Origin of the sequence: Caulobacter segnis, from assembly GCF_031454995.1 — a bacterium.
GTDB lineage: Bacteria > Pseudomonadota > Alphaproteobacteria > Caulobacterales > Caulobacteraceae > Caulobacter > Caulobacter segnis_E.
Genome location: NZ_JAVDRV010000004.1, coordinates 57,783 through 76,002, shown reverse-complemented (window position 1 = coordinate 76,002; position 18,220 = coordinate 57,783). Strand labels below are relative to the sequence as shown.

Genomic DNA, 18,220 nt, shown 5'->3' with positions numbered 1-18,220 from the left:
GGCCTCCCGACAATGCTATGCGGCGGACCTCGCATCAGGAGGCCCCATGTCGATCGAAGCCTTGCGCGCCGCGCTGCCGGCCTACGCGCGGGACCTCGCCACGAACCTGAAGGTTCTCTCCGAGGAGGCGGTGCTGACGGATCAGGCCAAGTGGGGCTGCTTTGTCGCCAGCGCTCACGCGGTCGGAGAGTCCTCCACCTCGCGGGCGATCGAGGCGGCGGCGGTGGCGGCGGGCGTTTCGCCGGATGCGATCGAGGCGGCGAGGACGGCCTCGGCCGTCATGGCGATGAATAATGTCTACTTCCGGGCCCTGCACCTGATGGCCGCCCCGGAATACCGGGATCTGCCGTCGCGTTTGCGCATGAACCGCCTGTCGCGCCCGGGGCGTGGCGGCGGTCGATTACGAGCTCTGGTGCGTGGCGGTGTCGGCGATCAACGGCTGCGGCGCTTGCCTCGACAGCCATGAGGCCGAGCTGCGCGGCCGCGGGGTCTCGGCGGTCCAGGTCCAGGCGGCTCTGCGGATCGCCGCGGTGGTTAACGCCGTTGGCCGAGTGTTGGTCGCCGAATTCTCCGCGGTCCCCGGAAATGGGGCGTTTGAGCCCTAGCCGCGACGCCCGGTCGCGGCTACGCCCACTCGACATTCATCTTGTCCGTGAACTAAGTTGTTAACCTCTGGGTAAGAGATTCGCGGCGTCGGGCGGCGTTCCTGAGGAACGCGCCGGGCTCGCATGGGGCGAAGGTGGGCGAGATGAGGCTGCTGTCGAAGAACTCTCGGGATAAGAACCCCAAGCCGGCCGTTCTGGGCGACGACGCCCGCAGCGAGGCGATGCTTCACCAGATTGAGTCCACCCAAGCCATCGGTCAGCGCTACGAGACCATCCATGGCGGCCTCGACAGCATCGGCCGGGTCATGGAGCACCTCAAGGCCATCGAGCCGCTGATCGCCGAGATCCGCGGGCCCGTCGGCCAAGAGTTCGAAGCCCGCCGCGCCGAGCACGCCGAGCTGATCGCCCTGCGCGCCAATTTCGACCAGGCCCAGCGCCAGATCGCCCAAATCCAAGCCGAGGAACGCGAGGTCAGCGCCCGTCTCGCCGCCTCGGAAACCGCCCTCGGCGAGTCCGAGGCCCGTCGCCAGAGCCAGGACGTCACGCTCGAGGACAACGCGCTCGAGATCGACCGCCTGCGCAACGCCCTGCTGCAGTCGGACCTGAAGGTGTCCAGCCTCGACGCGTCCCTGCGCGACGCCAACGCCCGCATCGAGCACCTGGTGCAGGACGTCGAGGGTCTGCGCGCCCAGGCCCAAGACATCGACACCCGTCGCGGTGACGCCGAGGCCGCCCTGGCCCGCGCCAATCAGGACAACGCCCTGCTGGGCGAGGAAGCCGCCACGCTCAAGAAGCGCGTCGACCAGGCCGGCCTCGATCTGGCCCGCCTGTCGCGCATCGAGACCGACCTCGAAGCTCAGGTCGCCGCGGAACGCGCGCGCGTCCAGGCGCTTGAGAACGCCCTGGCGGCCCACCAGACCGACAGCGGCCGCATCGTTCGCGGCCTGGAAAGCCAGGTCGAGGCCAGCCGCGCCGAGATCTCGGCCCTGCAGACCCGCCTTGAGACCGCCTCGGGCCGCGCCGACAAGCTGGAAGAGATGAACAACCAGCTCTCGGCTCGCCTGGCCGAGTCCAGCGCCCACCAGAAGGCCGTCGAGCGCCGCGCCGGCGACCTCAACGTCGCCCTGGAGCGCGCCCTGGAACGCATCCGCGCCCTGGAGGAAGAGGCCGAGAGCCTGCGTCAGCGCCACGCCGGCGTCGACACCGCCCGCGCCACGGCCATCGAGCGCGCCGACCAGCTCGCCAAGAGCGGCGTCGCGCAGGAAAAGGCCATGAAGCGCGCCGAGGAACGCGCCCAGCAACTGCGCGCGCGCCTGGAGGCCATGCAGGAAGCCCAGGACCAGATCCGTCGCGAACACGAGGACAAGGTCTCCGAGCTGCAGGCCACGATCGAGCGTCTCACCTCCGAGAACGCCCTGGCCGAAGGCGCCTTGGAAGCGGCCCGCCGCGACCGCTCGCGCCTACAGATGGCCCTGCTGGGCGCCAGCGGCGACAGCGACCTGGCCGAGGTGGGCTAAGGTCGGAATCCCGCCCTCTTCTCCTGGCGGGAGAAGAGCCCGCCCCGGATCCGATCCAGGGCGGTATGAGGGGCGGGATGAGGTATCGATGGATGTCAAACGCCGCGACCCGCTGAAAGGCTGTCGCGGCGTTTTCGTAGGTCCGGTGAGCTGGCCGATCGGCCTTGAGGACCGCGACCGTCCGCCAAGGGGACGCCGACCAAGTCGGCCCAGCCCGCGTGAAGTCGACGACTAGCGCGCCTTCTTCAGCATGTCCTCGGCCGCGTCGGGCGTCAGGGGGCCCGTATGCTTGGCGAGGATCACCCCGTCCGAGCCGACCAGATAGGTCTCCGGCACGCCGGTGACGCCGAATTCCAGCCCGGCCCGGCCGTCGCGGTCGACCAGATGCAGGGCGAAGGGGTCGCCGAGGCGGGTCAGGAACGCCTGGGTGTTGGCCGGGGCGTCCTTGTAGGCGACGCCGACCACCTTCACGCCTTGCGCCTTCAAGGCCATCAGCTGCGGGTGCTCGACCTCGCAAGGGGCGCACCAGGAGGCGAAGAAGTTGACGAGGATCGGACCCTCGCCGGGCGCGCGGATCGCCGTCGGCGTCCCGCTGGTCAGCTCGGGCAAGGAGAGGGTCGGGGCCGGCTTGCCGACCAGGGCCTGGGGCTGGACGCGGGGGTCGCGCTTCAGCGCGTAGCCGGCGAACAGGCCGGCCAAGGCCAGAAGGACCAGCAGCGGAACGAAGGCCAGCCAGCGCTTCACGACGGGGTCGACTCCAGCTCGGCCCGCAGGCGCTCGGCCTCGCGTCGCCAGCGGCGGGCCATCAGAAGGCTGCTCGTGATCATCCAGGCGAAGGCGACTACCGAAATGGCGAAGGCCGGCCATAGATACAGCGCGTACTTGCCCGCGTCGAAGTCGAAGCTCATCGCGCGCCCTCCGCCAGCTTCATGGCCAGGCTTCGCGCCTTGCGCCGCCAGACCAGGGCGCGGATCCGCGTCAGCCACAGCGCGCCGAACGCGCCGAGATAGGCCAGGCCCATCAGGATGGCGGGCCAGGCATAGACCGCCGGCAAGCCGTCGCCCTTGGCGGCCATGAAGGTCGAGGAGCCTTGGTGCAGGGTGTTCCACCACTCGACCGAGAACTTGACGATCGGCAGGTTGATCAAGCCCACCAGGGCCAGGATCGCCGCGGCGCGCGCGGCCTTCTGCTCGTCCTCCAGGGCCCCGCGCAGGGCCATGTAGCCGAGATAGAACAGCAAGAGGACCAGCACCGAGGTCAGGCGCGCGTCCCACACCCACCAGGCGCCCCACATCGGCCTGCCCCACAGCGAGCCGGTGATCAGGGCCAGGGCCGTGTAGACCGCGCCGATCGGCGCGCAGGCCTGGGCGGCGAGGTCCGCCAGCGCCTGCCGGAACACCAGCGCCAGGAAGCTGGCCACGCCCAGGCACATATAGATGAAGATGCAGATCGAGGCGGCCGGGATGTGGATGAACATCATCCGCACCGTGTCGCCCTGCTGATAGTCCTCGGGGACCAGGAAGGTCAGGACCAGGCCAAGGGCGGCGGCGAGCGCGGACAGCACGCCCAGCAGCGGGGCGGCCCACCGCGAGAAGGCCATGAACCGCTCGGGGTTGGTCAGGAAATCGAACGTGTGGCGCGCGTCCATGGATCACGCTCTAGAGCGGCCGGGCGGCGCGGGCAATGGCCGTATCGCTACGGAGCTGGAGAAGGGCCCCAAGAAGGGCGACGCGTGCAGGCGCGCCGCCCTTCGGACACAAGGCGGGGTCAGCCGACCTTGCGCGGGATCACCGGGGTCCGCGAACCCTTGAATGGGGCCGGTCCGCGGGTCTCGAACCGACGCACGAAGACATGGTCGCCGCCGGCTTCCATGTCGAGGGCGTCGAACGCCTTCCGCTGGCTGGGCGAAAGGGCGGTGTAGAAGGCGCGCGTGGCGGCGGCGCGCTTTTGGATGGCCTCGGCGGCCTTGGTCATCTGGTCGAGGCGCTCCAGCGTGGTCGGCGGCTCACGATCGACCAGGCGGTCCATCTTCTCGCCCGACTTGTCGTCGTCCTTGTCCTCGCGGACCACGATCTTGGGCGAGGTGGCGTCCACATAGACCTTCAGCGCGCCCTCTTGGTCGGGGCGAAGCTGCAGGATGTCGCGCAGATGATCGGCGCGCTTCTCGGGATTGGCCGCGCGGCCGTGGTGCATGAACATCATGCCCGGACCCATGGCCATCATGGCGTCCATCGGCGGCGGCGCGGGCGGCGTCGGAGGCGTGGGCGGGGCCGGGACCTGGGCCGAGGCGGCGCCCGCGGCCAGGACGGTGACCACGCCGCCCGCGAGCGCCAGTTGGATAAGGGTTTTACGCATGGTGTGAGCTCCCTGTCGTTTAACCGACGAAAGCTTGGCCACCCGGATATGGCGCGAAAGTGTCCGAGAACGTGAACAATTCTACAGACTTGGCGGCCGCGCAGGGCGGCCGATTGCAAGCGGCCCGGACCTCGGGCTATCACCCCTGACATTTCCAGGACTCGTCGACGCTAGATGTCGCCCGGGAGCGCGCCTCCCTGGTCCTTCCTCTTTTCCGCGTGGAGTCCGCATGAAGTCGATCGCGTTTCTGGCCCTGGCCTTGGCCGGCGTCTGCTGGGGTCTTGGCTTTCCCACGGGCAAGCTGATCCTGACCGAGACGGAGGCCGCCCACATGGTGCTGCTGCGCTTCGCCGTCGCCGCCCTGGCGGCCGCGCCGTTCGCCCTGCGCCGGCCAGAGACGCGGGCGCTGTTCCGCTCGCCGGTCGTGCTGGCCTCGGGCGTTCTCTATGGGGTGGCGTTCCTGGTCCAGTTCGAGGGGCTGGCCCATGTCAGCGTGACGGTGGCCGCGCTGCTGGTCGGCGCCATGCCGGCCCTGATCGCGGTCAGCGCCCGGGTGCTGGGCGAGAAGGTCTCTCGGCTGTCGTGGGCGGGCGTGGCGGCGGCGACCCTGGGCGCGGCGCTGATCGCCGGCAAGCCGGACGGCGCCAGCTCGCCCTGGGGCGTGGCCCTGTCGATCGCGGCGCTGTTCCTGTTCCTGGCCTGGCTGTTGGTGCTGCGCCGCGCCCCGGCCACGTCCAACCCGATGGCCATTCCGGCGGTGTCGATCATCGTGGCCACGGTGACCATCCTGCCGATCGCCTTCGTCATGCACGGCGCGCCAAGGCTGGACCTCAGCCCGCCGGTGTGGGCGGCCGTGGTCGCCCAGGGCGTCTTGGCCACCTTGCTGGCGACCGCCGCCTGGCAGTTCGGCGCGGCTCGGGTCGGCGCGGCCAGCGCCGGGGTGTTCATCAACATCGAGCCGCTGATCGGCGCGGCCTGCGGGGTGCTGCTGTTCGGCGACCACCTGACCCTGCCGTTGTTGGCGGGGGGGCTGATGATCATCGGCGGCAGCTTCGCGGTGGTGCTGGGCGAACGCAACGCCACGCCGGGCGAGCTGCAGGCGACCGTGGCGCCCACTCCTTGATCTTGGCGCCCTAGTCCAGCGCGTTCCGGCAGGCCGCGCCCATGGCCAGCGGCGACAGCGCCACCGCGCCGACGCAGTAGGCCAGCATCAGCAGCAGGCCGCTGGTCCAGGGCAAGCCGGCCGAATAGCCGTCCAGCGCTCCCGCGCCGAAGATCACCGGCGGCGCGAACAGCGGCAGCACGATCACCGCCACCAGCAGGCCGCCGCGCTTGCTGCCCAGGGCCAAGGCCGCGCCGAGGCCGCCGAGGAAGGCGAAGGCCAGGCCCCCGACCAGGGCGCACAGCACCAGGAGCGGCATGACCTTGATGTCGGCGCCCAGCATCAGGGCCGCCACGGGGGCCGCCAGGGCGAGCGGCGCGCCGGTCGCCAGCCATTGGGCCAGGCACTTGGCCACCGCCACGGCCTCCAGCGGCGCCGGGCCCAGGGCCAGCAGGTCTAGCGTCCCGTCCTCGTAGTCGCGCTCGAACAGGCGCTCGAGGGAGAGCAGGGCGGCCAGGGCGAGGGCCAGCCAGGCGATGCCTGGCGCGATGGTCGCCAGGCGCTCGGGCGCGCGGCCGGAGGCCATGGGCAACAGCACCACGACGCAGGCGTAGAAGGTCAGGGCCAGCAGCGGACCGCCGCCCCGGCCCCAGGCCAGGGACAGCTCGCGCCGAAGGAGGACGCCGAACGCCTTCATGGGCGGGCTCCTTCCATTCCAATGGGCACGGACCGGGTCGGGATCGGCAGAGGGTCGTGCACCGAGGCCAGGATCATGCCGCCGCCGGCAAGATGCTCGGCCATCACCTCGCCGAACGCGGCGCGCTGAGCGGCGTCCAACGGCGCCATCGGCTCGTCCAGCAGCCACAGGGAACGCGGGCTGGCGGCCAGGCGGGCCAGGGCCAGGCGGCGGCGCTGCCCGGCCGACAGGCGCCGGACCTCCAGATCGAGCAGGCGCAACAGGTCGAAGCGCTTGGCCGCCGCCCGGGCCGCCGCCTCGGTTCCGCCGGTCCACAGGGTCTGGAAGCGCAGCTCCTCCCAAGCGGTTCGGCTGGACTTCAGCCCGTCCTGGTGGCCCAGCAGGTGCAGCTGCTCGGCCCGCGCCGCGTCGGCCTCGATCGGTCCGGCGTCGCCTTCGAAGGCGATGGCCCCCTCGGCCGGGCGCAGCAGACCGGCGACCGCGCGCAGCAGGCTGGTCTTTCCCGCGCCATTTCGTCCCACCAGCACCGCCGCCTCGCCGGCGGACAGGGTCAGGTCGAGGTTCGAGAACAGGCGACGCTCGCCGCGTGTAATCGCCAAATCCTTTATGAGAACAACTCTCAACACGCCAAGACCCCGCGCGCGACATGGACGTTGAGCCAACGCGGCGCTAAGAAGCGCGCGGTCGTCCCCCTCCAGTCGGTTTGGGTGGTACGCGGCGCGGAGGCGGAACCTGTGTGTCCCTTCCGATCAGCGCGTGATCCCGGGAGCGGTTTTCGGGCGGCCGTGGACAGAGAAGGATCCTTGAATATGGCGTCTGTGGACAGCCTGAAAGCCCGTCGCGAGCTTACCGTCGGCGGCAAGACCTATGTCTATTACAGCCTTCGCGCCGCGGAGGAAGCCGGTCTGACCGGAACTTCTTCGCTGCCGGTCTCGATGAAGGTGCTTCTCGAGAACCTGCTGCGCAACGAAGACGGCGTCTCGGTCGCCGAGGAAGACCTGAAGGCCGTCGCCGCCTGGCTGCAGAACAAGGGCTCGGTCGAGCACGAGATCAGCTTCCGCCCCGCGCGCGTGCTGATGCAGGACTTCACCGGCGTTCCCGCCGTCGTCGACCTGGCCGCCATGCGCGACGCCATGGTCGCCCTGGGCGCCGACCCGGCCAAGATCAACCCGCTGAACCCGGTCGACCTCGTGATCGACCACTCGGTGATGGTCGACAACTTCGGCAACCCGAAGGCCTATGACGACAACGTCAAGCGCGAGTACGAGCGCAACATCGAGCGCTACCGCTTCCTGCGCTGGGGTTCGTCGGCGTTCAACAACTTCCGCGTCGTGCCGCCCGGCACCGGTATCTGCCACCAGGTGAACCTGGAATACCTGGCTCAGACCGTGTGGACGAACACGGTCGACGGCGCCGAAGTCGCCTATCCCGACACCGTCGTCGGCACCGACAGCCACACGACCATGGTCAACGGCCTGGCGGTCCTGGGCTGGGGCGTGGGCGGCATCGAGGCCGAGGCCGCGATGCTGGGCCAGCCGATCCCGATGCTGATCCCGGAAGTCATCGGCTTCAAGCTGACCGGCGCCATGCCGGAAGGCGCGACCGCGACCGACCTGGTGCTGACCGTCACCCAGATGCTGCGCAAGAAGGGCGTGGTCGGCAAGTTCGTCGAATTCTTCGGCGACGCCCTGGCCAACCTGACCCTGGAAGACCAGGCGACGATCGCCAACATGGCTCCGGAATACGGCGCCACCTGCGGCTTCTTCCCGATCTCGGCCTCGACCGTGGCCTATCTGAAGGGCACCGGCCGCGCGCCGGAACGCGTCGCCCTGGTTGAAGCCTACGCCAAGGAACAGGGCCTGTGGTGGGAGCCGGGCGTGCCCGAGCCGACCTTCACCGACACCCTGGAACTCGACCTCTCGACCGTCCAGCCCTCGCTGGCCGGCCCGAAGCGTCCTCAGGACCGCGTCCTGCTGGCCGACGCCGCCGCGAAGTTCGCCGAGTCGCTGGTGGGTGAGTTCGGCAAGGCCGAAACCCCCGATCTGCGCGCTCCGGTCGAAGGCGAGAACTTCGACGTCGGTCACGGCGACGTGGTCATCGCGGCCATCACCTCGTGCACCAACACCTCCAACCCCTCGGTGCTGATCGCCGCCGGCCTGCTGGCCAAGAACGCGGTCGCCAAGGGCCTGAAGGTCAAGCCGTGGGTGAAGACCTCGCTGGCCCCCGGCTCGCAGGTGGTCACCGACTACCTGGCCAAGGCCGGCCTGACCAAGTCGCTGGACGCCCTGGGCTTCAACCTCGTGGGCTACGGCTGCACCACCTGCATCGGCAACTCCGGCCCGCTGCCGGAAGCCATCAGCAAGACGATCAACGACAACGACCTGGTCGCCTGCAGCGTGCTGTCGGGCAACCGTAACTTCGAAGGCCGCGTGAACCCGGACGTGCGCGCCAACTACCTGGCCTCGCCGCCGCTGGTGGTGGCCTACGCCCTGGCCGGCAGCTTGAAGATCGACCTGGCCACCCAGCCGATCGGCCAGGACAAGAAGGGCAACGACGTCTACCTGAAGGACATCTGGCCCTCGAACGAGGACATCGCCGCCCTGCAGCGCAAGGCGATCAACGAGAAGATGTTCGCCACCCGCTACGGCGACGTCTTCAAGGGCGACAAGAACTGGCAGGGCATCAAGGTGACCGGCGGCCAGACCTACGCCTGGGAAGCCGACTCGACCTACGTCCAGAACCCGCCGTACTTCCCCAACATGTCGATGACGCCGACCCCGGTGACCGACATCGTGGAAGCCCGCATCCTGGCCGTCTTCGGCGACTCGATCACCACCGACCACATCAGCCCGGCCGGTTCGATCAAGGCGTCCAGCCCGGCCGGTAAGTTCCTGATCGACCACGGCGTCGAGCCGGTGGACTTCAACGGCTACGGCGCCCGCCGCGGCAACCACCAGGTGATGATGCGCGGCACGTTCGCCAACATCCGCATCCGCAACCGCATCACGCCGGACATCGAAGGCGGCGTGACCAAGCACTTCCCGACCGGCGACGTGATGTCGATCTACGACGCGGCGATGAAGTACCAGGAAGAAGGCCGCCCGGCGGTCGTCTTCGGCGGCAAGGAATACGGCACCGGCTCCTCGCGTGACTGGGCCGCCAAGGGCACCAAGCTGCTGGGCGTCCGCGCGGTGATCTGCGAGAGCTTCGAGCGCATCCACCGCTCGAACCTGGTCGGCATGGGCGTTCTGCCGCTGCAGTTCGTCCAGGACGGCTGGCAGAAGCTGGAGCTGACCGGCGAGGAAATCGTCTCGATCCGTGGTCTGACGGATCTGGCGCCGCGCAAGCAGCTGATCGTCGAGCTCTATCGCCCGACCGATGGCCGCATCGCCCGCTTCCCGGTGCGTTGCCGCATCGACACCCCGACCGAGCTTGAATACTTCAAGAACGGCGGCGTGCTGAACTACGTGCTGCGCAACCTGGCGCGCGCGGACTAAGCAGAGCCCCAGGCTTTGACACGAGACGGCCGGCTCCTCGCGGGGCCGGCCGTTTTCGTTTCCACTTCCCCCCATCGTCGCTTCGGGGCCCGTGAAAACGATGTTTCCACCCTTTCTCCCCACGGACTGGCTCTATTCACGGCCTCGTGAACGGATATCCTGGGCGTTCTTGGCTTAAGTGACCCGCAATGCGTAAGGCCGCCCTCTCCCTGTTCTGCCTGGCCCTGTCCGGCGTCGTGTCGTCCCTGGCTTGGGGGTCGGCCGCGTGGGCCGGAAAGCCGCCCGTGGTGGTCGAGCTGTTCACCGCCCAGGGCTGCTCGTCCTGCGGCAAGGCCAACCAGCTGGCCGCCGAGCTGTCCCAGCGCGAGGGCGTCCTGGCCCTGACCTATTCGGTCGACTACTGGGACTACCTGGGCTGGAAAGACACCTTCGCCAAGCCCGACTTCGCCGAGCGCCAGCGCGCCTACGCCAAGAAGTTCGCCCTGCGCGACGTGCCCACGCCCCAGATGGTGGTTGCCGGCCGCGTCCAGGCCTCGGGCGCCAAGGCCGAGGCGATCGAGGACCTGATCAAGGCGGCCGCCAAGGCGCCGGCCAATCCGCCCGACATGGAGTTCGTCGGCAAGGCGCGGGTCGCCGTCGGCTCGGGCCCGGCCCCGCGCGGCGGCGGCGAGGTCTGGCTGGTGCGTTACGATCCGCGAGAGCAGGACATCGCCGTCAAGCGCGGCGACAACAAGGGTCAGACCCTGATCCACCGCAATGTCGTGCGTGAGCTGGTTCGCCTAGGTCCCTGGACCGGCAAGCCCAAGCTCTACCGCCTGCCGCCAGCGGCCGACGCGGATCTGGCGAGCGTGGTGTTGGTGCAGGGCGCCAAGGGCGGCCGCGTCCTGGGCGTGCTGCAGTCCCCCGCCGCCGAGCGTTGATCTCCGCTCCGCGAGTGTTCGGCGCTTTCCAGGCAAGGAAAAACCCGCGCGGCGGGAGGGGAATGGCCGCGCGGGTTCCTTTAAGCGTCGCCGAAGGCCTCTGACCGGAGGGGCTGGGGGGGCTGGACAGGACCCCGGTCCGTCTTCGTCGACACTGCTGTTATCGACCGCCAAGCCGGCGAGGGAGGGGCCAAACCAAGGTCGTTTGGAGGCCGCTCGTGGCCGTGGCGCGGCGAGTGTCTCGGCTTTGTTACAGGGGCGGCCAAACGCAAAAAGCCCGCGCGGGAGGGGAAATCCGCGCGGGCTCATTGGGGAGGGGGATACTTCAAGTTTGTCGGCTGACCGGCCCGCGATCTGGGGGCTGGGGGGGCTGTTCAGGATCCGGACCACAGGGTCTCCGATCAGCCGACAATGACCTTATCGCCCCGCAAACAGGCGGGCGAAGGACCGAAATAAGGTCCTTTCAGGGCGCGGCGTGTCCATCACATGTCATTTCGGCCTGGCGTGTCTCATCTGACACGACTGTTCCAATCGGCCGGTTTCGGACTAGATTCGTCCCATGGCCCTGGAGTCCCAGCCCAACCCCGTCGGCGGCGTCGTCTTCTTCGAGCGGCGCGAGCTCGACCAGCTGATGCGCCTGTACGGCCGCATGGTCGCGGCGGGCGAATGGCGCGACTACGGGATCGCCGGTCTCGCCGACCGCGCCGTGTTCTCGATCTTCCGCCACGCGGCCGAGGCGCCGCTCTATCGCGTCGAGAAGAACCCGGCGTTGGCCCGCAAGCAGGGCGCCTGGGCGGTGTTCGGCCAGGGCGGCCAGATCCTCAAGCGCGGCCACGAGCTGTCCCAGGTGTTGCGCTTGTTCGAGAAGGGCAAGTTCTCGGTCGTCGACTAAAAGGAAAAGCCCAGCTTGGCCCCGACGAAGCGGCCGTCGTTGTCGTAGCCTCGCGCCGTGCCGACGCCGCTGGTGTCGGCGCTCGGCTGGATGCCGCACAAGACGCCAATGCCGCCCGAGACGCCGCCTTCGCGGCGCTCTATCGCCGTGCGGGCGACGCCCCTGGGCAGCGGGGCCGGCGCAAGGGCGTAGCGCAGCTCGATCGGGCCGACAGGCTTCAGATTCAGAGGTTGGGCGCGGTTGGGCGCCTTGGCCGCTGGCTGATAGGCCGGAAGCGTGGTCTCGGCGTGGGCGAAGCCGGCGACCGCCAAGGCGGCGGCGAGGGCGAGGGTTCGGATCATCGTCGTCTCCATCCCCACCAATGTGGGCCCACCATGGGCAAAGAAAAAGCCCCGGCGGTTTCCCGCCGGGGCTCGTCTGGTCCGGTTCCGGACGCCGGTGTTAGCGGCGGTTGCCCATGATGCTGAGCAGGAATTGGAACAGGTTGATGAAGTTCAGATACAGGCTCAGCGCGCCGTAGTTAGTGGCCACGGCCATCGACTGCTGGTCGCCGCCCAGTTCGTAGTAGGTCATCTTCAGGCGCTGGGTGTCGTAGGCGATCAGGCCCGCGAAGATGAACACGCCCAGGATGCTGATGATGAAGCCCAGGCCCGGCATCGGGAAGAACATCTGCACCAGCGAAGCCAGCACCAGGCCGATCAGGCCCATGATCAGGAAGCTGCCGAAGCCGGTCAGGTCCTTCTTGGTCGTGTAGCCGAACAGGCTGAGGCCGCCGAACGCGATGGCGGTGATCAGGAAGGTGGCGGCGACCGAGGCGCCCGTATAGGCCAGCAGCCAGACGCCCAGGCCCGCGCCCATCGAGGCGACCAGCGCCCAGTAGAGGATGCCGGACGAGCGGGCGGTCGGGTTGCGCATGGCGAACATGGCCACCAGCATCATCGCCAGCGGCGCGAAGCGGATGATCGTGCCCAGCATCGTGAAGCCGGCCAGGCGGCCGTCGGGGGTCAGCACGTACAGCAGGCTGGCCACCGGCTGATAGGCGCTGGTCAGGAAGGCCAGGCCAGCCGACAGCAGGAGACCCAGCGCCACCTTGTTGTAGACGCCGAGCATGAAACTACGCAGGCCGGCGTCAACCGACATGTCGGCGCGATCCGCCGGGATCGAGCGCGCGTAGCCGCGGTTGAAGTCGTTCATCGAATTAAGCCCTTGAGCTAGGCGTCCACGGTGGACGCGCTCCAAATATCGGGTGTCCTTTCGTTCGGCGCAATCCCCGTCTGAAAAGTGTTCATGGTATGCGCCCCCGCGCCGCCGCGACGCTTCCCAAGTCGCGGCTCGACCCCTTAAGAACGACGGCGAAAACAAGAACGAGGAACGCGCCGATGGAGTACGCCAAGCTGGGTCGGACCGACGTGACGGTCTCGCGCTGCTGCCTGGGCACCATGACCTGGGGCTCGCAGAACAGCGAAAGCCAGGCCCACGAGCAGATGGACTACGCCCTCGGTCGCGGCGTGACCTTCTGGGACACGGCCGAGATGTACGCCAGCCCGCCCAATCCCGAGACCCAAGGCCGCACCGAGGAATATATCGGCTCGTGGTTCCAGAAGACCGGCAAGCGCCAAGAGGTCGTGCTGGCCTCGAAGGTGGCCGGCCAGGGCGCGGCGTTCGGCGGTCTTTCGTGGATGCGCGAGGACGGGGCGACCACCCGTCAGACCCGCGCTCAGATCGACGAGGCCGTCGAAGGCTCGCTGCGCCGCCTCAAGACCGACTATCTCGATCTCTATCAGCTGCACTGGCCCGACCGCCGGGTGCGGGTGTTCGGCGGCCAGACCTTCAAGGACTACGACCAGGACTTCGAGAGCTTCGGCGACATCCTCGAGGCCCTCGACGCCCACGTGAAGAAGGGCTCGATCCGCCATGTCGGCGTCTCGAACGAGTTCCCCTGGGGCGTGATGCGCTTCCTGGCCGAGAGCGAAACCCGGGGGCTGCCCCGCGTCGCCTCGATCCAGAACGCCTATCACCTGGCCAACCGCGTCTTCGAATACGGCCTGGCCGAGATCGCCATGCGCGAGCAGGTGGGCCTCCTGGCCTATTCGCCGCTGGCGCAGGGTCAGCTGACCGGCAAGTACCTGGACGGCGCGACGCCCGCCGGTTCGCGCAAGGCGCTCTACAACCGCATGCAGCGCTACGAGGGGCCAGGCTCTCAGGAGGCGTTCCACGCCTATGTGGCCCTGGCCCAGGCCAATGGCCTGGATCCGGCCCAGCTGGCGCTCAAGTTCTGCGACGCGCGGCCGTTCGTGACCGCCACGATCATCGGCGCGACCTCGATGGAGCAGCTGAAGACCAATATCGACGCCTTCGACCTGGCCTGGACCGACGACCTGGAAGACGCGGTCAACGCCATCCACGCCCGCCATCCCAATCCGTGCCCGTAAGCGTTAGGTCGGAAATGATCCGTCTCTTCACCGCCATCGCGATTCCGCCGGACATCGGCGAGGGCCTGCTGTCCCGCCAGCACGGGATCGAGGGCGCGCGCTGGCGTCCGCTGGAGGCCTTTCACATCACGTTGAGGTTCATCGGCGACGTGGCCGAGACCGTGGCCGATGATCTCGACGAGGCGCTGATGCAGATCGACGCCCCGGCCTTCGACCTGACCCTGGCCGGCGCGGGGCATTTCGGCGAGGGCGCGGACATTCACGCGGTTTGGGCGGGGGTCCAGGACAGCGCGCCCCTGCGCCGCCTGCAAAAGGCCAACGAAAGCGCCGCTCGCGCGGCCGACCTCAAGCCCGAGACGCGAATCTACACGCCGCACGTCACCCTGGCGTATCTGAAGCGCGCCGCCGTTCCGGAAGTCGGCGCCTGGATCCAGGCGCACAACCTGCTGAAGTCACCGAGCTTCCCCGTCGACCGGTTCGGTCTCTATTCCAGCTGGCAAACCAGCGCGGGCTCGGTCTATCGGCTGGAGCGGGAGTATCCGCTGGCGGGGTAGTTGCGATGAGCGCCCCCTCCGTCACGCGGCTGCGCCGCGCGCCACCTCCCCCGTTGAACGGGTGAGGAGGAAGCCGCCCACCTTCCTGCCCCGCTTGCGGGGGAGGTGGCTCGGCGCGAAGCGACGAGACGGAGGGGGCGTCTATCCCCGCCAGCCCCCTACAGCATCGCCGGAATGACGCGGTCCGGCGGCCGGTGGCCGTCCATGAAGGTCTTCACGTTGACGATGACCTTCTCGCCCATGTCGATGCGGCCCTCGACCGTGGCCGAGCCCATGTGGGGCAGCAGCACGACATTGGGCAGCTTCAGCAGCTTGGGATTGATGGCCGGCTCGTGCTCGTAGACGTCGAGGCCCGCGCCGGCGATCTCGCCCTTGGCCAGCATGTTGGCCAGGGCGCCCTCGTCGATCACCTCGCCGCGCGCGGTGTTGACGACCACGGCGTGGGGCCGCAGCAGCTTCAGCCGGCGCGCCGACAGCAGGTGATAGGTCGCCGGCGTGTGCGGGCAGTTGACCGAGATGAAGTCCATCCGGGCCAGCATCTGGTCCAGGCTTTCCCAGTAGGTGCAGCCCAGCTCCTCGGCGATGCGCGGGCTGACGGGCTTGCGGTTGTGATAGTGCACCTGCATGCCGAAGGCCTTGGCGCGGCGGGCGACGGCCTGGCCGATGCGGCCCATGCCGATGATGCCCAGGCGCTTGCCCCACAGGCGCCGGCCCAGCATCCATGTCGGCGACCAGCCGTGGAAGCCGCCGGCCTTGACCACCTCGGCGCCTTCGACGATCCGGCGCGAGGCGGCCATGATCAGGGTCATGGCGAGGTCGGCGGTGTCCTCGGTCAGGACGCCCGGGGTGTTGGTGACGATGATGCCGCGCGCGTTGGCCGTGGCGACGTCGATATTGTCGACCCCGGCGCCGAAATTGGCGATCAGCTTGAGCCGATCGCCGGATCGCGACAGAAGGCGGGAGTCGATGCGATCGGTGATCGTCGGCACCAGCACGTCGGCGCGGCTCATGGCGTCCACGAGCTCGTCCGCCGTCATCGGCGTGTCGGTGACGTTGAGTTCGGTGTCGAACAATTCGCGCATCCGCGTCTCCACCGGATCGGGGAGTTTGCGGGTGACGACGACTTTGAGCTTGCGGGCGGCCATGGTCGGACTGAAAAGCTCTCACTGACGGGCGTTTGAAAGCTGTAGCAAAGGGGCCCGTAGGGGCCAAGCAACATGCCGTCGAAAACAGAACAAGGTTCGCCCCGGAAGCGTTTTACGGGACTTTTTCTGGGATTCGCGGTCTTCGCGGCCGGGTCGGCGGCGGCCGAGGGACCCAGGATCACGCCGTCGGGCCTCGAGGTGCCGCGCTACGTCTCGCTGAAATATGCCGAGGTCAACGCGCGCAAGGGCCCGGACGAGGCTCATCAGCTGCTGTGGATCTACCACGCCAAGGGCCTGCCGGTGCAGGTCGTGGCCGAAACGCGCGAATGGCGGCGCATCTGTGATCCGGAGGGCGGGCTGGCGTGGGTGCACAAACGCACGGTCGACGGGCGCCGCTCGGCCATGCGCGTCCAGCCGACCAATCTGCCGCTGCTGAAATCGCCCAAGGACGGCGCGAAGGTCTCCGCCTATCTGAGGGCGCGGGCCGTCGCGAGCCTCGACAAGTGCGAGAAGGGCTGGTGCCGCCTGCGCGCCGAGGGCGCCTCGGGATGGGCCCGGGAGACCGAGATCTGGGGCGCCGATCCGGCCGCCCAATGCCAAAAGGACTGATCGCTTCACGGCCTGTTTCGACAGGGAAACATTGAGGCGCGGCCCGCCGCCGTGCTAGGGCGTGGCCCATGCAGAAGAACGCCTACACCTTCGAGGAACTCCTGGCTTGCGGCCGGGGCGAGCTTTTCGGCCCGGGCAACGCCCAGCTGCCGGCCCCGCCGATGCTGATGTTCGATCGGATCGTCCGGATCGAGTCGGACGGCGGCAAGTACGGCAAGGGCTATGTCGAAGCCGAGTTCGACATCAACCCGGATCTCTGGTTCTTCGGCTGCCACTTCATCGGCGATCCGGTCATGCCGGGATGCCTGGGCCTGGACGCCATGTGGCAGCTGGTCGGCTTCTTCCTGGGCTGGTCGGGCGCGCCGGGCCGCGGCCGCGCCCTGGGCGTGGGCGAGGTCAAGTTCACCGGTCAAGTGACCCCGGACGTCAAGAAAGTCGTCTATAAGATCGACCTGAAGCGGGTCATCATGCGCAAGCTGGTCATGGGAATCGGCGAAGGCGTGCTGGAGGCCGACGGCAAGGTCATCTACGAGACCAAGGACCTGAAGGTCGGCCTGTTCACGCCTGAACAGATGGCTTGATCCGTTAGTTTAAGACCGGTCGCTTAGCGAAAGAACCGGCCCCTGACGGATCGGAGGGGGAGAAGAGGATTTAAAGAATGCGTCGCGTCGTCGTCACCGGACTGGGGATCGTCTCGTCCATCGGCAACAACGCCAATGAGGTGCTGGCCTCCCTGCGCGAGGCCAAATCCGGCGTGGTCGCCGCGCCGGAATACGCCGAGCTGGGTTTCCGTTGCCAGGTCCACGCCGCGCCCCAGATCGAATGGGAGTCGCTGGTCGATCGCCGCGCGGCGCGCTTCCTCGCGCCCGGCACCGCCTACGCTCACATCGCCATGGAGCAGGCGATCGCCGACTCGGGTCTTTCCGAAGCCGAGATCAGCCATGAGCGCACCGGCCTGATCGTCGGCTCGGGCGGGCCCTCGACCCGCGTCATCGTCGAAGCCGCCGCCACCACCCGGGAGAAGGGTCCCAAGCGGATCGGTCCGTTCGCCGTGCCCAAGGCCATGAGCTCGGGTCCGTCGGCGGTGCTGTCGACCTGGTTCAAGATCCGCGGGATCAACTATTCGATCAGCTCGGCCTGCGCGACCAGCGCCCACTGCATCGGCGCCGGCGCCGAGCAGATCCAGATGGGCAAGCAGGACGTCGTCTTCGCCGGCGGCTGCGAGGAGCTGGACTGGACCCTGTCGAACCTGTTCGACGCCATGGGCGCCATGAGCAGCAACTTCAACGACCGTCCGGCCGTGGCCAGCCGCGCTTATGACAAGAACCGCGACGGCTTCGTGATCGCCGGCGGCGCCGGGATCGTGGTGCTGGAAGAGTACGAACGCGCCAAGGCGCGCGGCGCCAAGATCTATGGCGAGTTGGTCGGCTACGCCGCCAATTCCGACGGCTACGACATGGTGGCCCCGTCGGGCGAGGGCGCGGCGCGCTGCATGAAGCTGGCCATGGCCGACGCCGGGAACCGCGCGATCGACTATCTGAACCCGCACGGCACCTCGACGCCGGTCGGCGACAGCAAGGAGATGGGCGCGGTGCGCGAGGTGTTCGGCGACAAGCCGCCGATGATCTCTTCGACCAAGTCCCTCACGGGCCACAGCCTGGGCGCGGCCGGGGCTCAGGAGGCCATCTACTCGATCCTGATGCTCGACAACGGCTTCGCCGCCGAGAGCGCCCACATCGAGGAGCTGGATCCCGAGTTCGCCGACCTGCCGATCCTGCGTCAGCGCGTCGACAAGCCGCTGGAAACCGTGATGTCCAACAGCTTCGGCTTCGGCGGCACCAACGGAACGCTGATCTTCGGGAAGGTCTAGGATCGAGCGGCAGGGTTCCGCGCGG

At 68.5% G+C, this 18,220-nt stretch carries 19 protein-coding genes and 2 pseudogenes; 11 read left to right on the top strand and 10 right to left on the bottom strand.

Translation table 11 applies throughout. The features are described 5' to 3' along the window. Positions 1 to 46 precede the first annotated feature (46 nt). Both ahpD and creS read left to right on the top strand, forming a co-directional pair. Positions 47 to 605 (top strand): annotated as a pseudogene (gene ahpD, locus J2728_RS14660) (alkylhydroperoxidase, AhpD family). Positions 606 to 748: 143 nt separating this feature from the next. After that, positions 749 to 2,122 carry a crescentin gene (gene creS, locus J2728_RS14655; RefSeq protein WP_310000253.1) on the top strand — a complete coding sequence of 458 codons (1,374 nt, stop codon included), beginning with the start codon at positions 749 to 751 and terminating at the stop codon, positions 2,120 to 2,122. Between the two features lie 231 nt (positions 2,123 to 2,353). Here the strand turns inward: creS and J2728_RS14650 are convergent, their stop codons facing one another. The 4 genes from J2728_RS14650 to J2728_RS14635 all read right to left on the bottom strand — a co-directional run bounded on the left by J2728_RS14650 (position 2,354) and on the right by J2728_RS14635 (position 4,477). Beyond that, positions 2,354 to 2,866, bottom strand: a complete 513-nt coding sequence (locus J2728_RS14650; protein ID WP_310000251.1) for a DsbE family thiol:disulfide interchange protein — start codon at positions 2,864 to 2,866, stop codon at positions 2,354 to 2,356. Next, positions 2,863 to 3,030, bottom strand: coding sequence for a heme exporter protein CcmD (ccmD, locus tag J2728_RS14645; protein ID WP_310000249.1), 168 nt, complete (start codon positions 3,028 to 3,030; stop codon positions 2,863 to 2,865). The genes J2728_RS14650 and ccmD overlap by 4 nt, the downstream gene beginning before the upstream one ends. After that, entirely contained in the window at positions 3,027 to 3,770 is a 744-nt protein-coding gene (ccmC, locus tag J2728_RS14640) for a heme ABC transporter permease CcmC (protein ID WP_310000245.1), read from the bottom strand. The genes ccmD and ccmC overlap by 4 nt, the downstream gene beginning before the upstream one ends. A 119-nt stretch (positions 3,771 to 3,889) precedes the next feature. Continuing rightward, a complete protein-coding gene (locus J2728_RS14635) occupies positions 3,890 to 4,477 on the bottom strand; it encodes a Spy/CpxP family protein refolding chaperone (RefSeq protein WP_310000243.1) in 588 nt (195 codons plus the stop codon). 229 nt (positions 4,478 to 4,706) lie between these two features. Here J2728_RS14635 and J2728_RS14630 point away from each other — a divergent pair, with 229 nt between their 5' ends. Continuing rightward, on the top strand, positions 4,707 to 5,600 hold the full coding sequence (locus J2728_RS14630; protein ID WP_310000242.1) for a DMT family transporter: 894 nt from the start codon (positions 4,707 to 4,709) through the stop codon (positions 5,598 to 5,600). Between the two features lie 10 nt (positions 5,601 to 5,610). On the opposite strand, the gene ccmB is transcribed toward J2728_RS14630, so the two are convergent. Both ccmB and ccmA read right to left on the bottom strand, forming a co-directional pair. Continuing rightward, positions 5,611 to 6,276, bottom strand: a complete 666-nt coding sequence (ccmB, locus tag J2728_RS14625) for a heme exporter protein CcmB (protein WP_310000240.1) — start codon at positions 6,274 to 6,276, stop codon at positions 5,611 to 5,613. Further along, on the bottom strand, positions 6,273 to 6,902 hold the full coding sequence (gene ccmA, locus J2728_RS14620; protein WP_310000239.1) for a heme ABC exporter ATP-binding protein CcmA: 630 nt from the start codon (positions 6,900 to 6,902) through the stop codon (positions 6,273 to 6,275). Before ccmA ends, ccmB begins: the two co-directional genes overlap by 4 nt. A gap of 183 nt (positions 6,903 to 7,085) precedes the next feature. Here ccmA and acnA point away from each other — a divergent pair, with 183 nt between their 5' ends. The 3 genes from acnA to J2728_RS14605 all read left to right on the top strand — a co-directional run bounded on the left by acnA (position 7,086) and on the right by J2728_RS14605 (position 11,585). Further along, positions 7,086 to 9,773, top strand: a complete 2,688-nt coding sequence (gene acnA, locus J2728_RS14615) for an aconitate hydratase AcnA (protein WP_310000238.1) — start codon at positions 7,086 to 7,088, stop codon at positions 9,771 to 9,773. A 188-nt stretch (positions 9,774 to 9,961) separates the two neighbouring features. Next, entirely contained in the window at positions 9,962 to 10,693 is a 732-nt protein-coding gene (locus J2728_RS14610) for a DUF1223 domain-containing protein (RefSeq protein ID WP_310000237.1), read from the top strand. Between the two features lie 559 nt (positions 10,694 to 11,252). Next, complete coding sequence (locus J2728_RS14605) at positions 11,253 to 11,585, top strand: DUF2794 domain-containing protein (protein ID WP_310000234.1); 333 nt, start codon at positions 11,253 to 11,255, stop codon at positions 11,583 to 11,585. Here the strand turns inward: J2728_RS14605 and J2728_RS14600 are convergent. Next, positions 11,582 to 11,926: a hypothetical protein gene (locus J2728_RS14600; protein WP_310000232.1), complete on the bottom strand. Its 345-nt coding sequence runs from the start codon at positions 11,924 to 11,926 to the stop codon at positions 11,582 to 11,584. The two genes, J2728_RS14605 and J2728_RS14600, sit on opposite strands and share 4 nt — an antisense overlap. Positions 11,927 to 12,026: 100 nt before the next feature. Next, on the bottom strand, positions 12,027 to 12,779 hold the full coding sequence (locus J2728_RS14595) for a Bax inhibitor-1/YccA family protein (RefSeq protein WP_310000230.1): 753 nt from the start codon (positions 12,777 to 12,779) through the stop codon (positions 12,027 to 12,029). 185 nt (positions 12,780 to 12,964) lie between these two features. Between J2728_RS14595 and J2728_RS14590 the strand changes: the two genes are divergently transcribed. Further along, on the top strand, positions 12,965 to 14,017 hold the full coding sequence (locus tag J2728_RS14590) for an aldo/keto reductase (RefSeq protein ID WP_310000228.1): 1,053 nt from the start codon (positions 12,965 to 12,967) through the stop codon (positions 14,015 to 14,017). A 14-nt stretch (positions 14,018 to 14,031) separates the two neighbouring features. After that, positions 14,032 to 14,571 carry an RNA 2',3'-cyclic phosphodiesterase gene (gene thpR / locus J2728_RS14585; RefSeq protein WP_310000226.1) on the top strand — a complete coding sequence of 180 codons (540 nt, stop codon included), beginning with the start codon at positions 14,032 to 14,034 and terminating at the stop codon, positions 14,569 to 14,571. A gap of 21 nt (positions 14,572 to 14,592) precedes the next feature. On the opposite strand, the pseudogene J2728_RS14580 reads toward thpR, so the two are convergent. Both J2728_RS14580 and J2728_RS14575 read right to left on the bottom strand, forming a co-directional pair. Continuing rightward, positions 14,593 to 14,713, bottom strand: a pseudogene (locus tag J2728_RS14580) (hypothetical protein); the annotation flags it as partial. A 16-nt stretch (positions 14,714 to 14,729) separates the two neighbouring features. Next, positions 14,730 to 15,716, bottom strand: a complete 987-nt coding sequence (locus tag J2728_RS14575; RefSeq protein ID WP_310000224.1) for a 2-hydroxyacid dehydrogenase — start codon at positions 15,714 to 15,716, stop codon at positions 14,730 to 14,732. A 72-nt stretch (positions 15,717 to 15,788) separates the two neighbouring features. Between J2728_RS14575 and J2728_RS14570 the strand changes: the two genes are divergently transcribed. The 3 genes from J2728_RS14570 (at position 15,789) to fabB (ending at position 18,195) form a co-directional block, all read left to right on the top strand. Continuing rightward, entirely contained in the window at positions 15,789 to 16,325 is a 537-nt protein-coding gene (locus J2728_RS14570) for an SH3 domain-containing protein (protein ID WP_310000221.1), read from the top strand. 68 nt (positions 16,326 to 16,393) lie between these two features. After that, entirely contained in the window at positions 16,394 to 16,906 is a 513-nt protein-coding gene (gene fabA, locus J2728_RS14565) for a 3-hydroxyacyl-[acyl-carrier-protein] dehydratase FabA (RefSeq protein WP_099444336.1), read from the top strand. Positions 16,907 to 16,983: 77 nt separating this feature from the next. Continuing rightward, positions 16,984 to 18,195 carry a beta-ketoacyl-ACP synthase I gene (gene fabB / locus J2728_RS14560; RefSeq protein ID WP_310000220.1) on the top strand — a complete coding sequence of 404 codons (1,212 nt, stop codon included), beginning with the start codon at positions 16,984 to 16,986 and terminating at the stop codon, positions 18,193 to 18,195. Positions 18,196 to 18,220 lie beyond the last annotated feature (25 nt).

Excerpts from the sequence above, each read along its gene's own strand:
- J2728_RS14590 (WP_310000228.1), top strand. The coding sequence starts at position 12,965 with ATGGAGTACGCCAAGCTGGGTCGGACCGACGTGACGGTCTCGCGCTGC.
- ccmB (WP_310000240.1), bottom strand. The coding sequence starts at position 6,276 with ATGAAGGCGTTCGGCGTCCTCCTTCGGCGCGAGCTGTCCCTGGCCTGG.
- J2728_RS14570 (WP_310000221.1), top strand. The coding sequence starts at position 15,789 with ATGCCGTCGAAAACAGAACAAGGTTCGCCCCGGAAGCGTTTTACGGGA.
- ccmD (WP_310000249.1), bottom strand. The coding sequence starts at position 3,030 with ATGAGCTTCGACTTCGACGCGGGCAAGTACGCGCTGTATCTATGGCCG.
- creS (WP_310000253.1), top strand. The coding sequence starts at position 749 with ATGAGGCTGCTGTCGAAGAACTCTCGGGATAAGAACCCCAAGCCGGCC.
- fabA (WP_099444336.1), top strand. The coding sequence starts at position 16,394 with ATGCAGAAGAACGCCTACACCTTCGAGGAACTCCTGGCTTGCGGCCGG.
- J2728_RS14600 (WP_310000232.1), bottom strand. The coding sequence starts at position 11,926 with ATGATCCGAACCCTCGCCCTCGCCGCCGCCTTGGCGGTCGCCGGCTTC.
- J2728_RS14630 (WP_310000242.1), top strand. The coding sequence starts at position 4,707 with ATGAAGTCGATCGCGTTTCTGGCCCTGGCCTTGGCCGGCGTCTGCTGG.
- J2728_RS14595 (WP_310000230.1), bottom strand. The coding sequence starts at position 12,779 with ATGAACGACTTCAACCGCGGCTACGCGCGCTCGATCCCGGCGGATCGC.
- thpR (WP_310000226.1), top strand. The coding sequence starts at position 14,032 with ATGATCCGTCTCTTCACCGCCATCGCGATTCCGCCGGACATCGGCGAG.
- J2728_RS14575 (WP_310000224.1), bottom strand. The coding sequence starts at position 15,716 with ATGGCCGCCCGCAAGCTCAAAGTCGTCGTCACCCGCAAACTCCCCGAT.
- J2728_RS14605 (WP_310000234.1), top strand. The coding sequence starts at position 11,253 with ATGGCCCTGGAGTCCCAGCCCAACCCCGTCGGCGGCGTCGTCTTCTTC.
- acnA (WP_310000238.1), top strand. The coding sequence starts at position 7,086 with ATGGCGTCTGTGGACAGCCTGAAAGCCCGTCGCGAGCTTACCGTCGGC.
- J2728_RS14635 (WP_310000243.1), bottom strand. The coding sequence starts at position 4,477 with ATGCGTAAAACCCTTATCCAACTGGCGCTCGCGGGCGGCGTGGTCACC.
- J2728_RS14610 (WP_310000237.1), top strand. The coding sequence starts at position 9,962 with ATGCGTAAGGCCGCCCTCTCCCTGTTCTGCCTGGCCCTGTCCGGCGTC.
- fabB (WP_310000220.1), top strand. The coding sequence starts at position 16,984 with ATGCGTCGCGTCGTCGTCACCGGACTGGGGATCGTCTCGTCCATCGGC.
- ccmC (WP_310000245.1), bottom strand. The coding sequence starts at position 3,770 with ATGGACGCGCGCCACACGTTCGATTTCCTGACCAACCCCGAGCGGTTC.